Origin of the sequence: Aminiphilus circumscriptus DSM 16581 (genome assembly GCF_000526375.1) — a bacterium.
In the GTDB taxonomy this organism is placed as follows: Bacteria; Synergistota; Synergistia; order Synergistales; family Aminiphilaceae; genus Aminiphilus; species Aminiphilus circumscriptus.
The window spans coordinates 860,007-875,933 of the sequence record NZ_JAFY01000002.1; the positions used below are offsets into that span (position 1 = coordinate 860,007).

The 15,927-nt window shown below is 60.8% G+C and carries 14 protein-coding genes; 12 read left to right on the plus strand and 2 right to left on the minus strand.

Annotation, left to right across the window (positions count from 1 at the left end; all coding sequences use genetic code 11):
- The first annotated feature begins 171 nt into the window (after window positions 1-171).
- The 7 genes from ortA to K349_RS0104720 all read left to right on the plus strand — a co-directional run bounded on the left by ortA (window position 172) and on the right by K349_RS0104720 (window position 7,809).
- Window positions 172-486 (plus strand): 2-amino-4-oxopentanoate thiolase subunit OrtA, encoded by a 315-nt coding sequence (ortA, locus tag K349_RS0104690; RefSeq protein WP_026368691.1) that lies wholly within the window; start codon window positions 172-174, stop codon window positions 484-486.
- A complete protein-coding gene (ortB, locus tag K349_RS0104695; protein WP_026368692.1) occupies window positions 483-1,913 on the plus strand; it encodes a 2-amino-4-oxopentanoate thiolase subunit OrtB in 1,431 nt (476 codons plus the stop codon). The genes ortA and ortB overlap by 4 nt, the downstream gene beginning before the upstream one ends.
- Before the next feature lie 150 nt (window positions 1,914-2,063).
- Window positions 2,064-3,182: an alanine racemase gene (gene alr, locus K349_RS0104700; protein ID WP_026368693.1), complete on the plus strand. Its 1,119-nt coding sequence runs from the start codon at window positions 2,064-2,066 to the stop codon at window positions 3,180-3,182.
- A 61-nt stretch (window positions 3,183-3,243) separates the two neighbouring features.
- The gene (locus K349_RS0104705) at window positions 3,244-3,813 is read left to right on the plus strand and encodes a TRAP transporter small permease (protein ID WP_026368694.1); all 570 of its coding nucleotides are present in this window, start codon (window positions 3,244-3,246) and stop codon (window positions 3,811-3,813) included.
- 15 nt (window positions 3,814-3,828) lie between these two features.
- A complete protein-coding gene (locus K349_RS0104710; protein ID WP_026368695.1) occupies window positions 3,829-5,130 on the plus strand; it encodes a TRAP transporter large permease in 1,302 nt (433 codons plus the stop codon).
- 187 nt (window positions 5,131-5,317) lie between these two features.
- The gene (gene dctP, locus K349_RS0104715) at window positions 5,318-6,325 is read left to right on the plus strand and encodes a TRAP transporter substrate-binding protein DctP (protein WP_026368696.1); all 1,008 of its coding nucleotides are present in this window, start codon (window positions 5,318-5,320) and stop codon (window positions 6,323-6,325) included.
- A gap of 128 nt (window positions 6,326-6,453) precedes the next feature.
- Window positions 6,454-7,809 carry an aspartate aminotransferase family protein gene (locus tag K349_RS0104720; protein ID WP_026368697.1) on the plus strand — a complete coding sequence of 452 codons (1,356 nt, stop codon included), beginning with the start codon at window positions 6,454-6,456 and terminating at the stop codon, window positions 7,807-7,809.
- 24 nt (window positions 7,810-7,833) lie between these two features.
- Here the strand turns inward: K349_RS0104720 and K349_RS20045 are convergent, their stop codons facing one another.
- Complete coding sequence (locus K349_RS20045; protein ID WP_084460180.1) at window positions 7,834-7,998, minus strand: oligopeptide/dipeptide ABC transporter ATP-binding protein; 165 nt, start codon at window positions 7,996-7,998, stop codon at window positions 7,834-7,836.
- Between the two features lie 120 nt (window positions 7,999-8,118).
- Here K349_RS20045 and K349_RS0104725 point away from each other — a divergent pair, with 120 nt between their 5' ends.
- Window positions 8,119-9,768, plus strand: a complete 1,650-nt coding sequence (locus K349_RS0104725) for an amidohydrolase (protein ID WP_026368698.1) — start codon at window positions 8,119-8,121, stop codon at window positions 9,766-9,768.
- Between the two features lie 29 nt (window positions 9,769-9,797).
- Here K349_RS0104725 and K349_RS0104730 read toward each other — a convergent pair whose 3' ends face one another.
- A complete protein-coding gene (locus K349_RS0104730) occupies window positions 9,798-10,742 on the minus strand; it encodes a DMT family transporter (protein WP_026368699.1) in 945 nt (314 codons plus the stop codon).
- A 315-nt stretch (window positions 10,743-11,057) separates the two neighbouring features.
- Here K349_RS0104730 and K349_RS0104735 point away from each other — a divergent pair, with 315 nt between their 5' ends.
- The 4 genes from K349_RS0104735 to K349_RS0104755 all read left to right on the plus strand — a co-directional run bounded on the left by K349_RS0104735 (window position 11,058) and on the right by K349_RS0104755 (window position 15,863).
- Window positions 11,058-11,402, plus strand: a complete 345-nt coding sequence (locus K349_RS0104735; RefSeq protein WP_026368700.1) for a hypothetical protein — start codon at window positions 11,058-11,060, stop codon at window positions 11,400-11,402.
- Between the two features lie 206 nt (window positions 11,403-11,608).
- The gene (locus K349_RS0104740; RefSeq protein WP_026368701.1) at window positions 11,609-12,559 is read left to right on the plus strand and encodes a glycosyltransferase family 2 protein; all 951 of its coding nucleotides are present in this window, start codon (window positions 11,609-11,611) and stop codon (window positions 12,557-12,559) included.
- A 1-nt stretch (window position 12,560) separates the two neighbouring features.
- Complete coding sequence (locus K349_RS0104745; RefSeq protein ID WP_026368702.1) at window positions 12,561-14,693, plus strand: hypothetical protein; 2,133 nt, start codon at window positions 12,561-12,563, stop codon at window positions 14,691-14,693.
- Between the two features lie 132 nt (window positions 14,694-14,825).
- Complete coding sequence (locus K349_RS0104755; protein WP_026368703.1) at window positions 14,826-15,863, plus strand: glycosyltransferase family 2 protein; 1,038 nt, start codon at window positions 14,826-14,828, stop codon at window positions 15,861-15,863.
- The last annotated feature ends 64 nt before the right edge of the window (window positions 15,864-15,927 follow it).

A 15,927-nucleotide genomic window follows, 5' to 3' on the forward strand; every position in this document is an offset into this window, starting at 1 on the left:
AGTGAGTCATCGTTACTGCAAGGAATGACGATGATCATTCACTTGACAGTGGCGGCTGAAATAGAGCATAGTGCTACAGTTACGTACCGCTCCTCTCAAGGAGCATCCGGCACCTTCAATTGAACTGAAAATCCGCGACAATTATTTCGGTGGTGCGAAGGAGGCGAAAACATGACGATGGCGCGAAGGGGAGAGTGGGTGCAGATCCGCCGCGTTGTGTTGTCCGCAGGTTCTCGGGCGCCTCAGGTTCCCGAGGACACGGCGGCGGTTCCCCTGGAATTGAAAGTGAAGGGGTTTCTCGTGGAAGAGACGGCCCGCTGCGGCGAAACGGTGACGGTACGCACCGCCGTTGGAAGAGAGCATCGGGGAGTTCTCATCGCCGTCGATCCTCCCTATGACGTGGGCTTCGGCCCGCCTCCGAAGGCACTGCTGGGGATCGGAGAGGAGCTTCGAGGCATGCTTCGGGGAAAGGCGGAACGGCCATGACCGGGGACTATGGCGCCGTGATGGCCCGACGTGGTGAGATCATGCGCAAATCCGTCGGCATCGACTACGAGCGTTTTGCCCGGGGGCGGCTCGCCTTCGACTATGAGGGCATGATGTGCGAGACCGGCTACTCTCTCGACGAAGTCGAGACCATTCAACGGGAGAGCAACGTGGGCAACACACCGCTTCTCGAACTGAAGAACCTCACCCGTCTGGCGCGGACTCTCTCGGAACCGGGCAGGGGAGCACGACTCTTCGTGAAGGACGAGGCGAACAATCCCGCCCGTTCCTTCAAGGACCGCAGGGCCTCGCTCTCGGTGTTCCACGCGGAGCGCAACGGATACAAAGGCGTGGTGGCTGCCACGAGCGGCAACTACGGTGCTGCCGTGGCGAGCCAGGCGGCGAGGAAGAACCTGGGCTGCATCATCGTTCAGGAGGTTTTCGATTCGAAAGGATTCGAACAGCCCGAGATCGCCGAGAAGGGACGGGCCTGCGAAGCCTATGGCGCGGAGGTCCTCCAGCTCTCCGTGGGGCCGGAGCTGTTTTACGTCTTCCTCCTCGTTCTTGAGGAGACGGCATTCTTCAACGCTTCCCTCTACACTCCCTTTTCCATCGCCGGTATCGAGACGCTGGGGACGGAGATCGCGGAGCAGACCAGACGCCTTACGGGAAGAAATCCCGATGTGGTGGTGAGTACCCACGCCGGAGGCGGCATCACCACCGGTACTGCCCGGGGACTTCTCAAGGCTGGATGTCCGGCCACGCGCATCGTGGGAGCCAGTGTGAATCTCCAGGGGCTCCACATGGCTTCGGACAGGGATTTCAATCGTAAATCCTTCACCACGGGACACACGGGGTTCGGCATTCCCTTCGCGGTGTGGCCGGACCGTTCCGATGTCCCCCGGAACGCCGCTCGGGTGCTCCGTTATCTGGACGACTACGTGACAGTCACCCAGGGGGCGGTTTTCTACATGACCGAGGCATTGGCGCAGCTCGAAGGTCTTGAACGGGGTCCTGCGGGCAACACCTCTCTCACCGCTGCCTTCGCTCTTGCACAGACGCTCCCTGAAGAGGCGGTAGTGGTGGTGAACGAGACGGAGTACACCGGCGCCGGAAAGCATCCTTACGCCCAACTCGCCTTTGCGGAGCGGATGGGTGTGGAAGTTCGTCGGGGCGATCCCGAAGAGGAGCGTCCCGGTTCGGTGATCGTCATTCCCGAACATCCTCGGCAGATCGGTGTCACTCCGGTGGATCTGAACCGTCTGCGCACATCCTATGTGCGGAATGCCTGCGCAACTCTGGGCGAGGACAAGACCGTCTCCGAAGAGGACGCGGCTTTTCTTGCTCAGGACACCCGTCTTTCGCCGGAGGAGGTCCGGCGGGTACTCCGGGAGAACGGCATCTCGGTTTCGGCGGCTCATCGGTGACGTTCGCCGGTTCCTGTTTCGGGCGGGGCCCCGCTCTCTTCCACCGGACTCGCGTGCGTGAGAAAAACCGATGCATCTCACGATGTCGTTCCGTTTCTGTTTTTGTCCCGTCGCTTTTCACGCTGCTGAAGAATCGAGGAGGAATGAAGAATGAACTGGCGCCCGACGCGCCTCGAAGTGAACCTCAACAGCATTCGCACCAACTACACCCGCATCCGGAAACACGTGGGAGGCACGCGCGTGATCGCCGTGGTGAAGGCCAATGCCTACAACGTCGGGGCTTTGCCGGCGGCGTGGGCCCTCCGGAGTGTCGGAGCGGACTTCTTCGCCGTGGCAACGCCGGACGAAGCGTTGTCGCTGCGCGACGGGGGCATCACCGATCCCGTGCTCGTTCTCGGTGCGTCCCCCTACGAGGTGGCGGCGGAATACGTGCGGTCGGGTATTCGAGCCGCTCTCACGGATACGGCCATGCTCCATGCCCTTGCAGGCGCGGCCAGGCAGAATGGAAAGCCCGCCAGGGTGCATCTCAAGGTGGATACCGGCCTTGGACGCATCGGTTTCCGGCCTGACAAAGCCCTGGAGGTCGTCGATGCCGTTCAAAGCCTCCCGGAAGTTGAATTGGAGGGAATTTTCACGCATTTTATCGCCTCCGATTCGGGGGATCTCACGGTCACGCACGAGCAATACCGGATTTTTGCCGATCTCCTGAAAACGATCGCCGCAAAGGGTATCTCCATCCCCATGCGGCATTGCTGCAATTCCGGAGGAACCCTCGAAACGCCCGAATACGCTCTTGATGCGGTTCGTCCGGGGCACCTGCTCTTCGGCATGTATCCGACGCCGGAGGTGAGACGGACCATCCCGCTCGAGCCCTGCATGGAGTTCAAGACCGCCGTGGCGGCCCTTCGGGATCTGCCTCCCGGATCGGGCGTCAGCTACGGCAGCGCTTACGTCACGTCCGGACAGGAGCGTTTCGCCGTGCTGCCTCTGGGGTACGCCGACGGATACTACCGGGAACTCTACACCAGGGGCGTTGAAGTACTCATCCGCGGGAAACGTTGTCCCGTGGCGGGAAAAATCTGCATGGACCAGACCATGGTGAACGTCTCCCACCTCGATGACGTGGCTGTGGGAGACGAGGTGGTTCTCGTCGGGCGGCAGGGAGAGGAAATGATCTCCCTTGAGGAGATGGCGCAGAAACTGGGAACACTCATCTGCGTGTTTCCCACGCTCCTCGGCGCCAGAGTTCCCCGGGTCTACAGGGACTGACGGCGGCACGCTCTCTTCAGGGAGCGAAAATTCGCCGCGGAAGAAGGAGGAGATGCACACGATGCTGGGAATCATGCACACCAAGTTCTGGAATGTCCTTGGTTTTCTCCAGAAGATGGCCATGGTGATATCCTCCCTGGCGATCCTTTTCCTGGTGCTCTTTCAGGTGTTTCTCCGGTATGTCCTGGTGAAGCCCATCATGGGAGTGGAGGAAATCGCCACGATGACGGGATTTTGGCTTTATTTCATGGGCGCTTCCTGGGGTACGGCGGAGCGGACGCACATCAAGGCGGACGTCATGAGCGCCATCGTCAAGAATCCAAAAAAACTCATCTGGATCAAGGTCTTTACGGCGTTTCTCTCGGTGGTTCTGGCGATCATGATGACCTTCTGGGGGTGGGAGTACGTCGTCTGGGGCTACACGAAAAAACAGCTTTCCCACACGCTCATGATCCCCATGATCTATTCCCAGGCCAGTGTTTTTCTGGGTGCGATCCTCATGGTCTTCTATTTCTGCGTCGAGCTTGTCGATTATTTTCTCCAGGCCATCGGGAAAAAACCCCTCGATGTTTCGCCTCAGGACGACGTACCCATTTCCGAAGCGGCCTGTCCTGTGCACACATCGAAGTAGAAAGGAGGAAAATCCGTGGTCATCGCCATCAACCTAGCAATTCTCATCGGTCTCATCGTCATCGGTCTGCCCGTTCCCCTGTGTTTCATGTCCGCCGCCATCTACATGGGATTCGTGTACAATTTCAGCTTCGGATTCCTCCTCCCTTCCGGGTACTATGCGTTGAATTCGCTCACGCTTCTTTCCGTGCCTTTTTTCATCATGGCCGGAGCTCTCATGTCCTCGTCGGGCATCGCCGAGCGGCTCACTACTTTCGCCCAGGCCTTTCTCGGGCGTCTCCGGGGAGGAATGGGCGCCGCCACCATCGTGGCCTGCGCCATTTTCGGCGCCATTTCCGGAACCTGCTCCTCCGCGGTGGCCTGTATCGGCGGAATCATGATCCCCCGATTGGAGAAACTGGGCTACCCCCGGCAGTACAGCGTGGCCATGGTGGGATGCGCCTCCGTTCTCGGCCAGCTCATTCCGCCCAGCGTGCCCATGATCCTCTACGCCTGGGTGACCCAGCAGTCCGTGGCGGCGTGTTTTCTCGCCACGGTCATTCCGGGCATTCTCACCACGATCTTCATGTGCGTGCTCAACTATTTCGAGGTCCGAAAGATTCCGAGTGTCCAGGTCGAGCCCCAGGTTCCCTTTCGGCAGAAGGTTGCCCAGATCGGACACGCGACGAAGCACGGCATCTGGAGCCTTCTCATGCCCGTGATCATTCTGGGGGGCATCTACGGGGGGATCACCACTCCCACAGAGTCCGCGGCTCTCGCCGTGGCCTATGCGATTCTTGTGGGATTCTTCATCCATCGGGAGCTTTCGACGAAAACCCTGTGGTCCGCGCTGGTCTCCTCTTCCACGACTACGGGAGTCTGCGTGCTCATGCTCTTCTTTGTGTCCATCCTCGCCAAGGTCTACACCATGCAGCAGATTCCCCAGCAATTGGCGAAATTTCTCATGACCATCTCCGACAACAAGATCGTGCTGCTCCTCATGGTGAACCTCTTCCTCATCATCATCGGCATGATGATGGACGATTTCAGCGGCACCATGCTCGCGGCGCCGCTCCTGCTGCCGCTCATGGTGCACATCGGGGTGCATCCCGTGCATTTCGCGGCCATCATGGGCACCAACCTGGGACTGGGGAACGTCACGCCTCCCTGCGCGCCCATCCTGTACCTGGCGGGGCGCATCGGAGGCGCCTCGTTCGACCAGTATTTCGGATACGCCCTGAAGTTCATGCTCTTCGCCCAGGTTCCCGTGGTCCTTCTCACCACCTATTTCCCGGACCTGTCACTGTTTCTGCCCAGGTTGCTCATGGGCATCAAGTAGAGAATGTCGCAGGCGTTTTTCTGCGGAAGAAGGAAGGGGGGAGCGGGAAAAGGCCTCTGAAAAGACGAGTCAGGTGCGAAGGGAGGGGGAGGCCCCGATTGTTTCGGGAATTTTCCCGAGGAGAGTTCCGATGAGAGCAGATTGATCTTTGGAGTGCTCGAGCGATTCGGAGGAGGTGCTGAGGAAGATGAGGAAGTATCTGGCTTTGTTTCTCGTGGCGGTGCTGACGGTGTCTTTCGCTGCCGTGGCATGTGCGGCTCCGAAATACCAGTTCAAGATGGGGCATCCGAATCCCGTGGACACCCCCTATGACCAGACGGCACACAAATTCGCCGAACTTGTCAAGGAGAAGACCAAGGGCGAGATTGAGATTTCCCTGTTTCCCAACAGTCAGCTCGGTGACTGGACGGAAACCTTCGAGCTGATCTCCCGCGGCACGGTGGAGATGGGATTCCAGATCGCCAACGCCGCCTACGATCCCAAGCTGAACTTTGCCTACTACATGCCCTATGTGGTGCGCGACCTCGAAGAGGGCAAGAAGGCCTATGCTCCCGGCGGCTGGGCCTACGACATCATCAAGGATCTCTGGGCCGAACACGGCATCAAGGCTCTTGCGGTCTATCCCATTGGCATGGCGGGGATCTCGCTTCGGGATGAACCGCCCTCCCCGGGCGATCCCAACGTCCCCAAGGGGATGAAGGTTCGGGTCATGCCCTTGCCCGCGTGCTCCATGACCTACGAGGCGCTGGGCTACATTGCCACTCCGATTCCTTATGCCGAAACCTACAGCGCCATTCAGACGGGCATCGCCGACGGCCAGATGGGCGGACCTCCCTTCCAGGCCTGGTCCTTCCGGGATGTGAACAAGGTCTGGATCCAATACAATGACTATTTCGAACAGCATTGGATCGTTATCAACGCCCAGCTCTGGGACAAGCTGGGGCCCGAGCTGCAGCAGGCTCTTCAGGAGGCTGCCACGGAGGCGTCGAACATCCGCTGGAGCCAAGTGCAGGACGAGGACCAGCACTATCGGGATGTGCTGGAGAAGGAGAATGGCTGGAAGATCATCATGCTCTCCGATGCCGAACTGGAAGCTTGCGCAAACAAGGTCCGCGAGGTAGTGTGGCCCAAGCTGAAGGAAATGCTCGGCGACGAACTCTACAACAAGATGACCGAATCGGTGAAAAAGCAGTAGTCGCAGGGTGCATTCTCTCCCGGCGGGAAAAGGTCGGCACGATGGGGGGCGGGGGGTTCTTCCGTCCCCCATTTTGATCAACCTGCGGAGACGACGAGAAATGTGTCAAAGAATGGGGAGGAACGATCATGAAGCCACTGCATCTGGAGCGCTGTTTGCGCACCGTCGAGGCCGACAAGGCGGTTCTCTGTTCCGCTGCCAGGGTGCCCTATTATCCCTTAGTTGTGAAGAAAGCTCGGGGGAGCTGGGTGGAGGACGCGGACGGCAACAGGTACATCGATTTTCTCGCCAGCGCCGCCGCGGTGAACGTGGGGCACTGCCATCCCAGAGTCGTCGAAGCGGTTCGGGAACAGGCGGAGGCGTTCATGTCCTACACGGCGGTGTACATGTATCACGAACCGCTCGTCTGCTTGAGCGAGGCCCTCTGCCGCATCACGCCCGGGAATTTCCCCAAGCGGGTGATCTACGGTCTTTCCGGTTCCGACGCCAACGACGGTGCCATCAAGCTCGCCCGGTGGACCACGGGACGCTCGAAGATCGTTGCCTTTCAGCGCTCCTATCACGGCAGTACCTACGGAGCCCTTTCTCTCAGCTCACTGAGCCTTCCCATGCGTCGCCGCATGGGACCGTTCCTCCCCGAGGTGTATCACTTTCCCTATCCCGATACGTTCCGTCCGCCCTTTTCCGGCACGGACGAGGAGATCGCCGACTACCATCTGGATCTGATCCGGAGAGCCTTTGCGGACTACATCCCCGGCGAGGAAGTGGCGGCGGTCATCATCGAGCCGATCCAGGGAGACGCAGGGATCCTCGTGCCGCCGGTTTCCTTCATGAAAGGGCTGCGGAGTCTCTGCAACGACCACGGTATCCTTCTCATCGCCGAGGAGGTGCAACAGGGGTTTGGCCGCACGGGAAAGTGGTTCGGCATCGAGCACTTCGGCATCGTCCCCGACGCGGTGATCCTGGGAAAGGCCCTTGGATCGGGTCTTCCCCTGAGCGCCATCGTGGCCCGGGAGGACCTCATGGCGGATTGGGATGCCCCGGCGCATTGCTTCACCCATGCGGGAAACGCCGTGTGCTGTGCCGCTGCCTACGCTTCGGTGCAGGTCATCGAGGAAGAAGGGCTCATCGCCCGCTCCGAAGAGATGGGGAACTACCTGATGGAACGTTTCCGGGCGCTGCAGGATTCTTATCCGCTGATTGGCGACGTGCGGGGGAAAGGGCTTTCCATCGGCGTGGACCTGGTGAAAGACGGCAAGACCCGGGAGCGTCACGGAGAGGCCGCGGCGAAGATCTGCTACCAGGCATGGCAGAAGGGGCTGCTTCTCTCCTTCTTCAGCGGCTCGGTGCTTCGGATTCAGCCACCCCTGGTCATTACCCGGGAGGAAGCGGACCGGGCCCTCGAAATCATCGAAGAGGCCATGCGGGATTTTCTTGCGGGGCGCATTTCCGACGAGGTACTCAAGACCGTGAAAGGGTGGTAGGAATCCCTGTGTGCCCCGGCGGTGCTACCGGGACACACAGGCTACGAAATGCCCTCCGTCGAGATCTTTTAACGAAGGAGAACTCTCTTTGCAGTGTGCTGATGCCTCGGGACAACGGCTGAAGAAGGCACATCCGGGCGGAGGGTCGATGGGGCTGGGAACGTCTCCTTCAAGGAGCCTCGTGGCCATCGGAGTTGGGTAAGGTCATGTTTCTCCGGTGAAAACCATGGCGGACTGCAATGAAATGCACAGGTCGGAGGTTTTGTGGATGCAGGATGTTTCTCATGGAGAAAAGGGAGGCGACGTGTCATGCCGTTTCGAAAAAATTGTGACGGTTCCCTCCTGAGGAAGGGACAAGCTTCTTCTCGGGCGCTTTGGCTCCGCAAGGGGCGAATCGTCTCTCCTGGAACGGATTTGAGTGAGAGCGAATCCCTTCTGGCCTGGGGGGAACGGATCGTCGCTGTGGGAAAGGATGACGAGGTGGCAAGGCACCCTCTCGCCAACATGGCGGAACAAGTGGACGCGGCGGGGCGACGGGTAATTCCCGGCATCGTTGATGCTCATGTGCATTTTGCCGCCGCCGTGGAGGGGCGGACCGCCGTGGATCTCAGCTCCTGTGCGACACTCGGGGAGGTTGTGGAGCGCTTGTCCCGCAGGGCGGAAACGCTTTCCCCTTCAGCGTGGGTGAGGGGCATGCACTTCGATCACAACCGTTTCGTCGAGAAACGATTGCCCGAGCGACGCGAACTCGACAGGATTTCCAATCCCGTCCTGCTCACCAGGCTCTGTTACCATGCTCATTGCGCCAACACGCCCGCACTGCGTGCCGCGGGGGTGCTGGATGCACCGGACTTGCCCGAGGGGTTTCAGCGCGATGCGGAGGGGGCGCTCACGGGGGTGGTCCTCGAGAGTGGGGCGGACCGCCTGTACCGGGCCTATCGGGCCGCAGGAGGCGACGAGGAAGCGTTGCTCGAAGGAATGGCTCGAATGATGGAGGAATGGGCATCCTTCGGCATCACCTCCTTCAATACCACCTCGGCGGAGCATATCGGCATCGTGGAGTCCCTGGGAGCGTACCAGGAGCTGCAGCGTCGGGGAAGACAGCTCCAGCGCGTGGTGGTCCACACGAACAGCCTTCCGCCTTTCGGCATGCAATCGGGCTTCGGCTCTTCCCTGCTTCGTTTCGGAGGGCTCAAACTCTTTGCAGACGGTGGCTTCTGCGCTCGCACGGGAGCCATGAGCTTCGTCTATCCCGGAGAGGAGACGAGTGGATATCGGGGCCTGCTCGCCTACGGCGACGAGGAGCTCTACGCCCTTTTCCGCGACGCCCAGCAGCGGGGGGTGCAGATCGCGGTGCACTGCATCGGTGATCGGGCCCTCGACCAGATCCTGGACGCTTTCGAGCGTGCCCAACGCACGTTCCCCAGGCCGGAACTGCGGCATCGCGTCATCCACTGCTACGTGGTGCGGCCGGACCAGCGGAAACGCATGCGCGCCCTCGGGCTTGCGGCGGACGTGCAGCCACGCTTTCTCGCCGACGAAATCGACATCGCCGAGGCGAATCTTCCCGGGCCGGTGCGTCCCTTCTCCTACGCCTGGAGATCGCTTCTCGACGAAGGCCTGCTCGTCGCGGGCAGCTCCGACTGTCCCGCCGCCCATCCCAATCCGTGGCTCGGCGTGGAAGCGGCGGTGAACCGGGTGCGTGCCCTGGAGCGGACGCCCGCAGGAGGGTGGGGGCCGGAGCAGAAACTGACCCTCGACGAGGCGCTCGCCCTGTTCACGAAAAACGCCGCCGAAGCGGTGGGCCTCGATGAGGCGGGGCGGCTCGAACCGGGTATGCTGGCGGATTTTCTTCTTCTTGAGGATGACCCCTGGGAGATGGAGTCGGAGAAACTGGGGAATGTGCGTGTCTGGCGCACCTATCGCGGCGGAGAGCTGCTCTTTGATCGCACGCGTTGACGAGAGGCAAGGGGGACCTTCCCGTGCGATCAGGGCTCCTTGGACAGCGAGGAGGCTTTCTTCTCCCGGGAAAAGAAGCGTTTCAGGGCATCCAGTGAATTGTCCGATCCCTCGAGAGTGAGCAGGGCCACGGCGCCGGCGATGGCGGCGGCGCCCAGAATGGTCTGGAGAGAGGCGTGTTCTCCCAGGAGAATACCACTCCAGAAAATGGCGAAAGCCAGCTCTGCCGTGGAGAGGATGGACGCCACCGTTCCGGGAATGACCTTCAGCGCCGCCAGAAGAATGCCGTAAGCCAAGAGCGTGGGAATGGCCACCACGTAGGCCAGAAGGAGCCATCCCTTGAGGGGGAGTCCCCGCAGACAGGCGAGGGACCCCGTTGGGACGGCGATGCACCACATGAGCACTGCACCCCAGAAGAACGTGGCGAAGTAGTTGGCGAAGGGGTCGGTTCTTCCCAGGCCGTATTTTCCGTTCAGGATGAACGCCGCGTAGGAAAACCCCGAGAGAAGCATGCAAAGAATGCCAACAAGATCAAGATGTCCCGGTTCGACTCCTCCGACGGCGAACCACACGCCCCCTAGGCCCAGGGCCAGAGCGACGAGACGGATCCGCGTGAGGGACTCCTTTCCCCAGAGGGCTGCCATGGCGATGACCCAAAGGGGAGAGGTGTAGAAGAGAACGGTGGCAAAGCCGATAGGGATGCGCACCATGCCGATGTTGCTGAGAAGATAGACGCCGACGACTCCGAAAAGACCGCTGGCAATGCGGTATGGGAGTTGCCGGAACAGTTCTCGAAAAGAATCTCGATGCCGTACCAGGGCGAAGATGGCGACGCACAGGGCGGCGCCGGTACCCCGCACGAGTCCCACGGTGATCGGTTCGACGCCGAAGGCGTAGAGGCCGCGGAAAGTGGGACCTATGAGGCCCCAGATGGCGGCGCTGGTGAGTGCCGCAAGAATGCCCAGCACGTACATGCAGGTGTTGCCTCCTTCATCGCGTCCGACGAGGGGACGGTTTTGAACGTCTTCTCTTGTTTCCCCTTCATGATATCGCGTACAATCCATTGTGTCCCGAACCAACAGCCATGATCATGAGAGAGCCATTGTTCCTCCCGCGACGACTTCCAAAAAAGAGGGACGGGCGCGTTTTTCCCTGGTCGCTCGTGGTACCATGTTTCCGCTCACGGAAGCGATACGATATGCGGGTGGATTCGGAACGAGGTACGGTGCGCCGTGCCGCCCGGCGCACCGGAGCGGAGTGCGCGGACGCACCCGAGGGAGAAGAGACGTATGATCGTTTTCATGCTCGTTCTCAATTTAATTCTCAACATTCTGGCGAGTGTCTTCATCAAGATCGGTATGCGCGGCGCTTCCGGCGAGGTGGGAGGCGCGGTGTTGCACATGCTGCGCACCTGGCAGATCTACGCGGCGGTGGCCTGTTTCGGCGGCGGCTTCGTTACCTACAGTCTCCTGCTGGCGAGAATGCATCTGAGCGTGGTCTACCCCCTGATGATGGGGAGCATCGCCGCGGGGCTCTCGTTCGTGGCGGTGTTCTGTTTCGGGGAGACCTTCAGTCTTGTGAAAGGCGTCGGCCTGGTGCTCGTCGTGGCGGGAGTCTGGTGTCTCACCAGATAGTCTATGCTTCGGGGATACGTGTTGTCGCCAAAGTCGGAAAAACGGGGTGACGCCTTCGCCCGCACGCGTTCCTCGCGGGAGGGATGGAAGGTGACTCTTTGCCGAAGAGGGAAGATGTCCGAGGGCGTGGCGTGCAGAAGCGCTGCTAAGGAGAAATACGGCTCCGCAGACCCGAAGGCTTTGGGTTTCGGAAGGAGGCTCGGGAGATGCGTGAACTCGCCGTCGTGATTCCCGTCTACAACGAGGCCGAACAGATCGCACGAACGGTGGCTGCCGTCGAGGCGGCCCTCGGGGGGTGTGCCGATCTGCGGTACCGTTTTCTTCTCGTGGACGACGGATCCGAAGATGGTTCGTGGCGGGCCATTTCGGAACTCGCCGATGGCAAGCCGCACCTCCGGGGTGTGCGCCTCAGCCGGAACTTCGGCAAGGAGGCGGCGCTCTGCGCCGGGCTCGATCTCGCCGAAGGCGTCTCCTGCCTCATCATGGACGCGGACCTGCAGCACCCGCCGGATGTGCTCCCCCGCATGGTCGCCCTCTGGCGGGAGGGATATGACGTGGTGGAGGGCGTGAAGATCAGTCGGGGAAAGGAGAGCCTTTCCTATCGCCTTCTGGCGGGTTCCTTCTACTGGATTCTCGAGCGCCTCTCGGGGTTTTCCTTCGAAAACGGCTCGGATTTCAAGCTCCTCGATGCCAAGGTGGTGGCTGCCTGGAAGCGGATGGGCGAGAGCCGAACCTTTTTTCGCGGCATGTCCGCGTGGCTTGGTTTCCGGCGTGCCACTGTCCCCTTTGCCGTGGGAGAGCGCGGGGCGGGGCGGAGCGGCTGGTCGGCTTTCAAGCTGATCCGGCTCGCCGTGGACGCCATCGCCTCCTTCACCTCGGCGCCGTTGCATGTCGTCACGATATTGGGCTTTTTTTTCTTCCTCTTCGCCGGAGTTCTCGGCGCGCAGACCTTGGCCAACAAGGTGCGTGGACTTGCCGTGGACGGGTTTACCACGGTGATCCTGCTCCAGTTGCTCATCGGAAGCATTCTCATGATGAGCCTGGGCATCATCGGCATCTACATCGCCAGGATCTTCGACGAGGTGAAGCACAGGCCCCGGTACGTGATCGCCGAGGCCACCGCCTCCACCGGGAAAGATTTCGGGGAACCCGACTGAGATGCTGTCCGGTTTTCTTTTTCTCTGCCTCTGTACCGCCGTGGGATTCGTCTTTCTCCGGGAAATGCTGCCCTCTCTTTGGGACGACGGCCTGAATGTCCATCGCCTCCTCCGGAGGCGGAGGTGCCGAGAAAGCGAAACCGGAATGGAAGACCGGGGAGCGGAGAGCGGCCTGTCGAAATACGAAGGCGAAACGGTTCGACGGTGGATGGTGCTCCTTCCGGCGTCATGGATTTCCGGGACGCTTTGCGTCACCTGGTTCGTCTATCTCGCCGCCTACGCCCTGCGGAGGACCACCGCGCCGCTCCTCTGGGCGAACGTGCTGGCTTTCCTGTTCTTCGGTACCTTTCTCTCCGTCTGGCTTCTGCGACGGCGGCGGCTCTTTTCCGGAGCCCACGGATGGAGCGTTGGGGACATCCTCGGAGAACTCACGGCCTCGAAACTTGAGATGGGCGTCCTCCTCGTCGCCGCCCTGGGGATGGGGTATCTGGATTTTCGCACCTGCTTCGAGAGCAGGGGAGATCTGGCTCTCGGCGTGTCCGCCTTCAGCGATCTCGTGACGCACGTGTCCATGATCCGCTCCTTTTCACTGGGAGCGAATTTCCCCACCGAGTACGTCTATTTCGCCGACGGGACCGTGCGCTATCACTTTCTTTTCCAGTTTCTCACGGGGAACCTGGAATATCTGGGCATGCCCCTCGCCCTTGCGCTGAACCTCACGAGCATCCTCGCCTTCGTCGCCATGATCGCACTTCTTTTCAGTCTTACCGTCGCTCTCTGCGGAGACCGGATTGCGGCTCTCCTCGCCTGCGTTCTCGCCTTCTTCCGAAGCTCCTGGGCCTTTTTCTCCTTTGCCGGAGAGGCGACATCTTTTTCCGACCTGTGGCATCGCATCCTCCGCGTGAGCGAGCACATCGGAAAAACCCCCTATGAACACTGGGGCCTCTGGAACCAGAACGTCTTCGTGAACCAGAGACACTTTCCCTTCGCGGTGGCGCTGCTGCTGTTCGTCCTGCTCTGCATGCTCCCTCCCTTCGCGGCCATGATGGATCGGCTTCGGCGGGGGCGCTTCTCCGAACGCGTCGGAGAGCTGCTGCTCGCGAGAGATGTCTGGATCCCCGGCGATCTCCGGAGAGGGTGCGCTCTGGGGGTGCTCCTGGGAGTGTCCGCCTTCTGGAACGGGGCGGTTTTCATCGCGGCCCTTCTCGTGCTCTTCGTGTTCGCTCTCTTCTCGAAACATCGTCTGGAATATCTGCTTCTGGCCGCTCTCGCCCTCGCGCTCGCCAAACTGCAGGGGGCGTTCTTTCTGGGCGATGTCCCCGCCGTGGCCCCGAAATTCTTTCTCGGCTTCGTCGCGCCGGTCAAGACGAACTACGGTGTCTTCCGGTATTATCTGGAACTCTTCGGCGTTCTCCCCTTCGCCGTGCTCGCGTCACTTTCCCTGCCCCTCTCGGGGGTCGCGGTCTTTCTGGCCGCGGCGGGAGCGCCCTTCCTCTTCGCCAACTTCGTGCAACTCACTCCGGACATCGTGGTGAACCACAAATATATCCAGATCGCGGTCTTTCTGGCGAACATTCCCGTGGCGTTTCTTCTGGCGACACTCTTCCGTGAACGGGCGACACGCCTTCTCGGGGTGCTGCTTCTCGCCGTTCTCACCGTGACGGGCGTGGTGGACCTCCGGGCGGTGCACAACATCAACGACCCCGCCCGGGCGGTGCGGATCAGGGAGCAGGATCCGGTGAAGCTCTGGGCGCTGGAGCATATCGGACCGAACGAGCTGGTCCTCACGAAGAATTACTACATGCATCCCCTCCTGGCTGCGGGGAGGAAACTCTACAATGGCTGGCAGTACTACGCATGGTCGGCGGGGTATCCCACGGCGTCCAGGGATCGGATCGTCAGAAAGATCTTCGAGGGGACCGATCCCGAGGCGGTGAAGAGGCTTCTTGCGGAAAACCGCATCGGATACGTTCTCGTCGATGGGGAGACCCGGAGGGAGTTCAAGGTGAACGAAGTGCTCCTCAACAGGGTGCTCGAAAGAGTTTTTTCCCATCCCCCCTCCGGGACGGCCATCTATCGCGTGCCGAAAAACGAGGACTGCGACGTATTGCAGGAAAAGGAATCCGCTGAATAGCAAAGGAGGGAGGAACGGAGAACGGGTGCGGGAAGAGGGCCACGGTCGCTTTCTCCGAGGAGGCGACGTGTCTCGGGACGCCCTTTTCTGCCGGGCCGACGGCGGAAAATCGAGGACCAGGGAGGAATGAACATGGCGCGGATCCAGGACAGGAGCGGGCAATCCGAGGCGGAGACGACCTCGGACATCGATCTTTCCGTGGTCGTACCCGTCTACAACGAACAGGAAGTGCTTCTGGAGAGCTACCGGCGTCTTTCGAAAGTCCTTTCCGGCATGGAGGAGCGCTACGAACTTATCTTTGTGGACGACGGCAGTCGGGATGCCACCAGAGCCATTCTCCGGGAACTCGCGAGGCGGGATCCCAACGTGCGGTTCATCGGCTTCTCCCGGAACTTCGGGCACCAGGCGGCCATCACTGCCGGCGTGGACGCTTCCGCCGGAAAGGCGGTGGTGATCATCGACGCGGACCTCCAGGACCCGCCGGAACTGATCCCTCGCATGGTGGCGAAATGGAAGGAAGGCTACGAGGTTGTCTACGGAAAGCGCACCAAGCGCAAGGGGGAGACGGCCTTCAAAAAGATCACCGCCGCGCTCTTCTACCGCGTTCTCCGCGCCATGGCGAACCAGGACATTCCCGTGGACGCGGGGGACTTTCGGCTTCTCGACCGGCGCATCTGCCGCATTCTCCTGGAGAACGTGAACGAGCGGTGCCGGTACATGCGGGGGTTGGTGAGCTGGATGGGATTCCGCCAGACCTTCATCGAATACGAGCGGGAGGAACGCTTCGCGGGAGTCACCAAGTATCCTCTGAAGAAAATGGTTCGTCTCGCCATGGATGCCATCACGGCGTTCACCATGCCGCTCAAGATCGCCACCTGGGTGGGGTTTTCCCTGTCGGGGCTCAGCTTTCTCTACCTGCTGGTGAACATCTACCTGAAGCTCTTCACAGACGTCACCTGGCCCGGATGGACGTCCCTCATCGTGGTGAGCCTCTTCTTCAACGGCGTGATCCTCATCATGCTCGGTCTCATGGGAGAGTACATCGCCCGGATCATCGAGGAGGTGAAGGGACGCCCCCTCTATCTCGTGGCGGAAACGGGCAACATGGAGGAGCGCGCCTTTCGGGACAACGGAGACCTCCGGCGGGGGGATGGGCGTTATCCTGCCTGAACGTTCGCGTTCTCCCGGGTTCTTCCTCCGACCGAATGAAGGAAGAACCCGAGAGCGGGAGTTG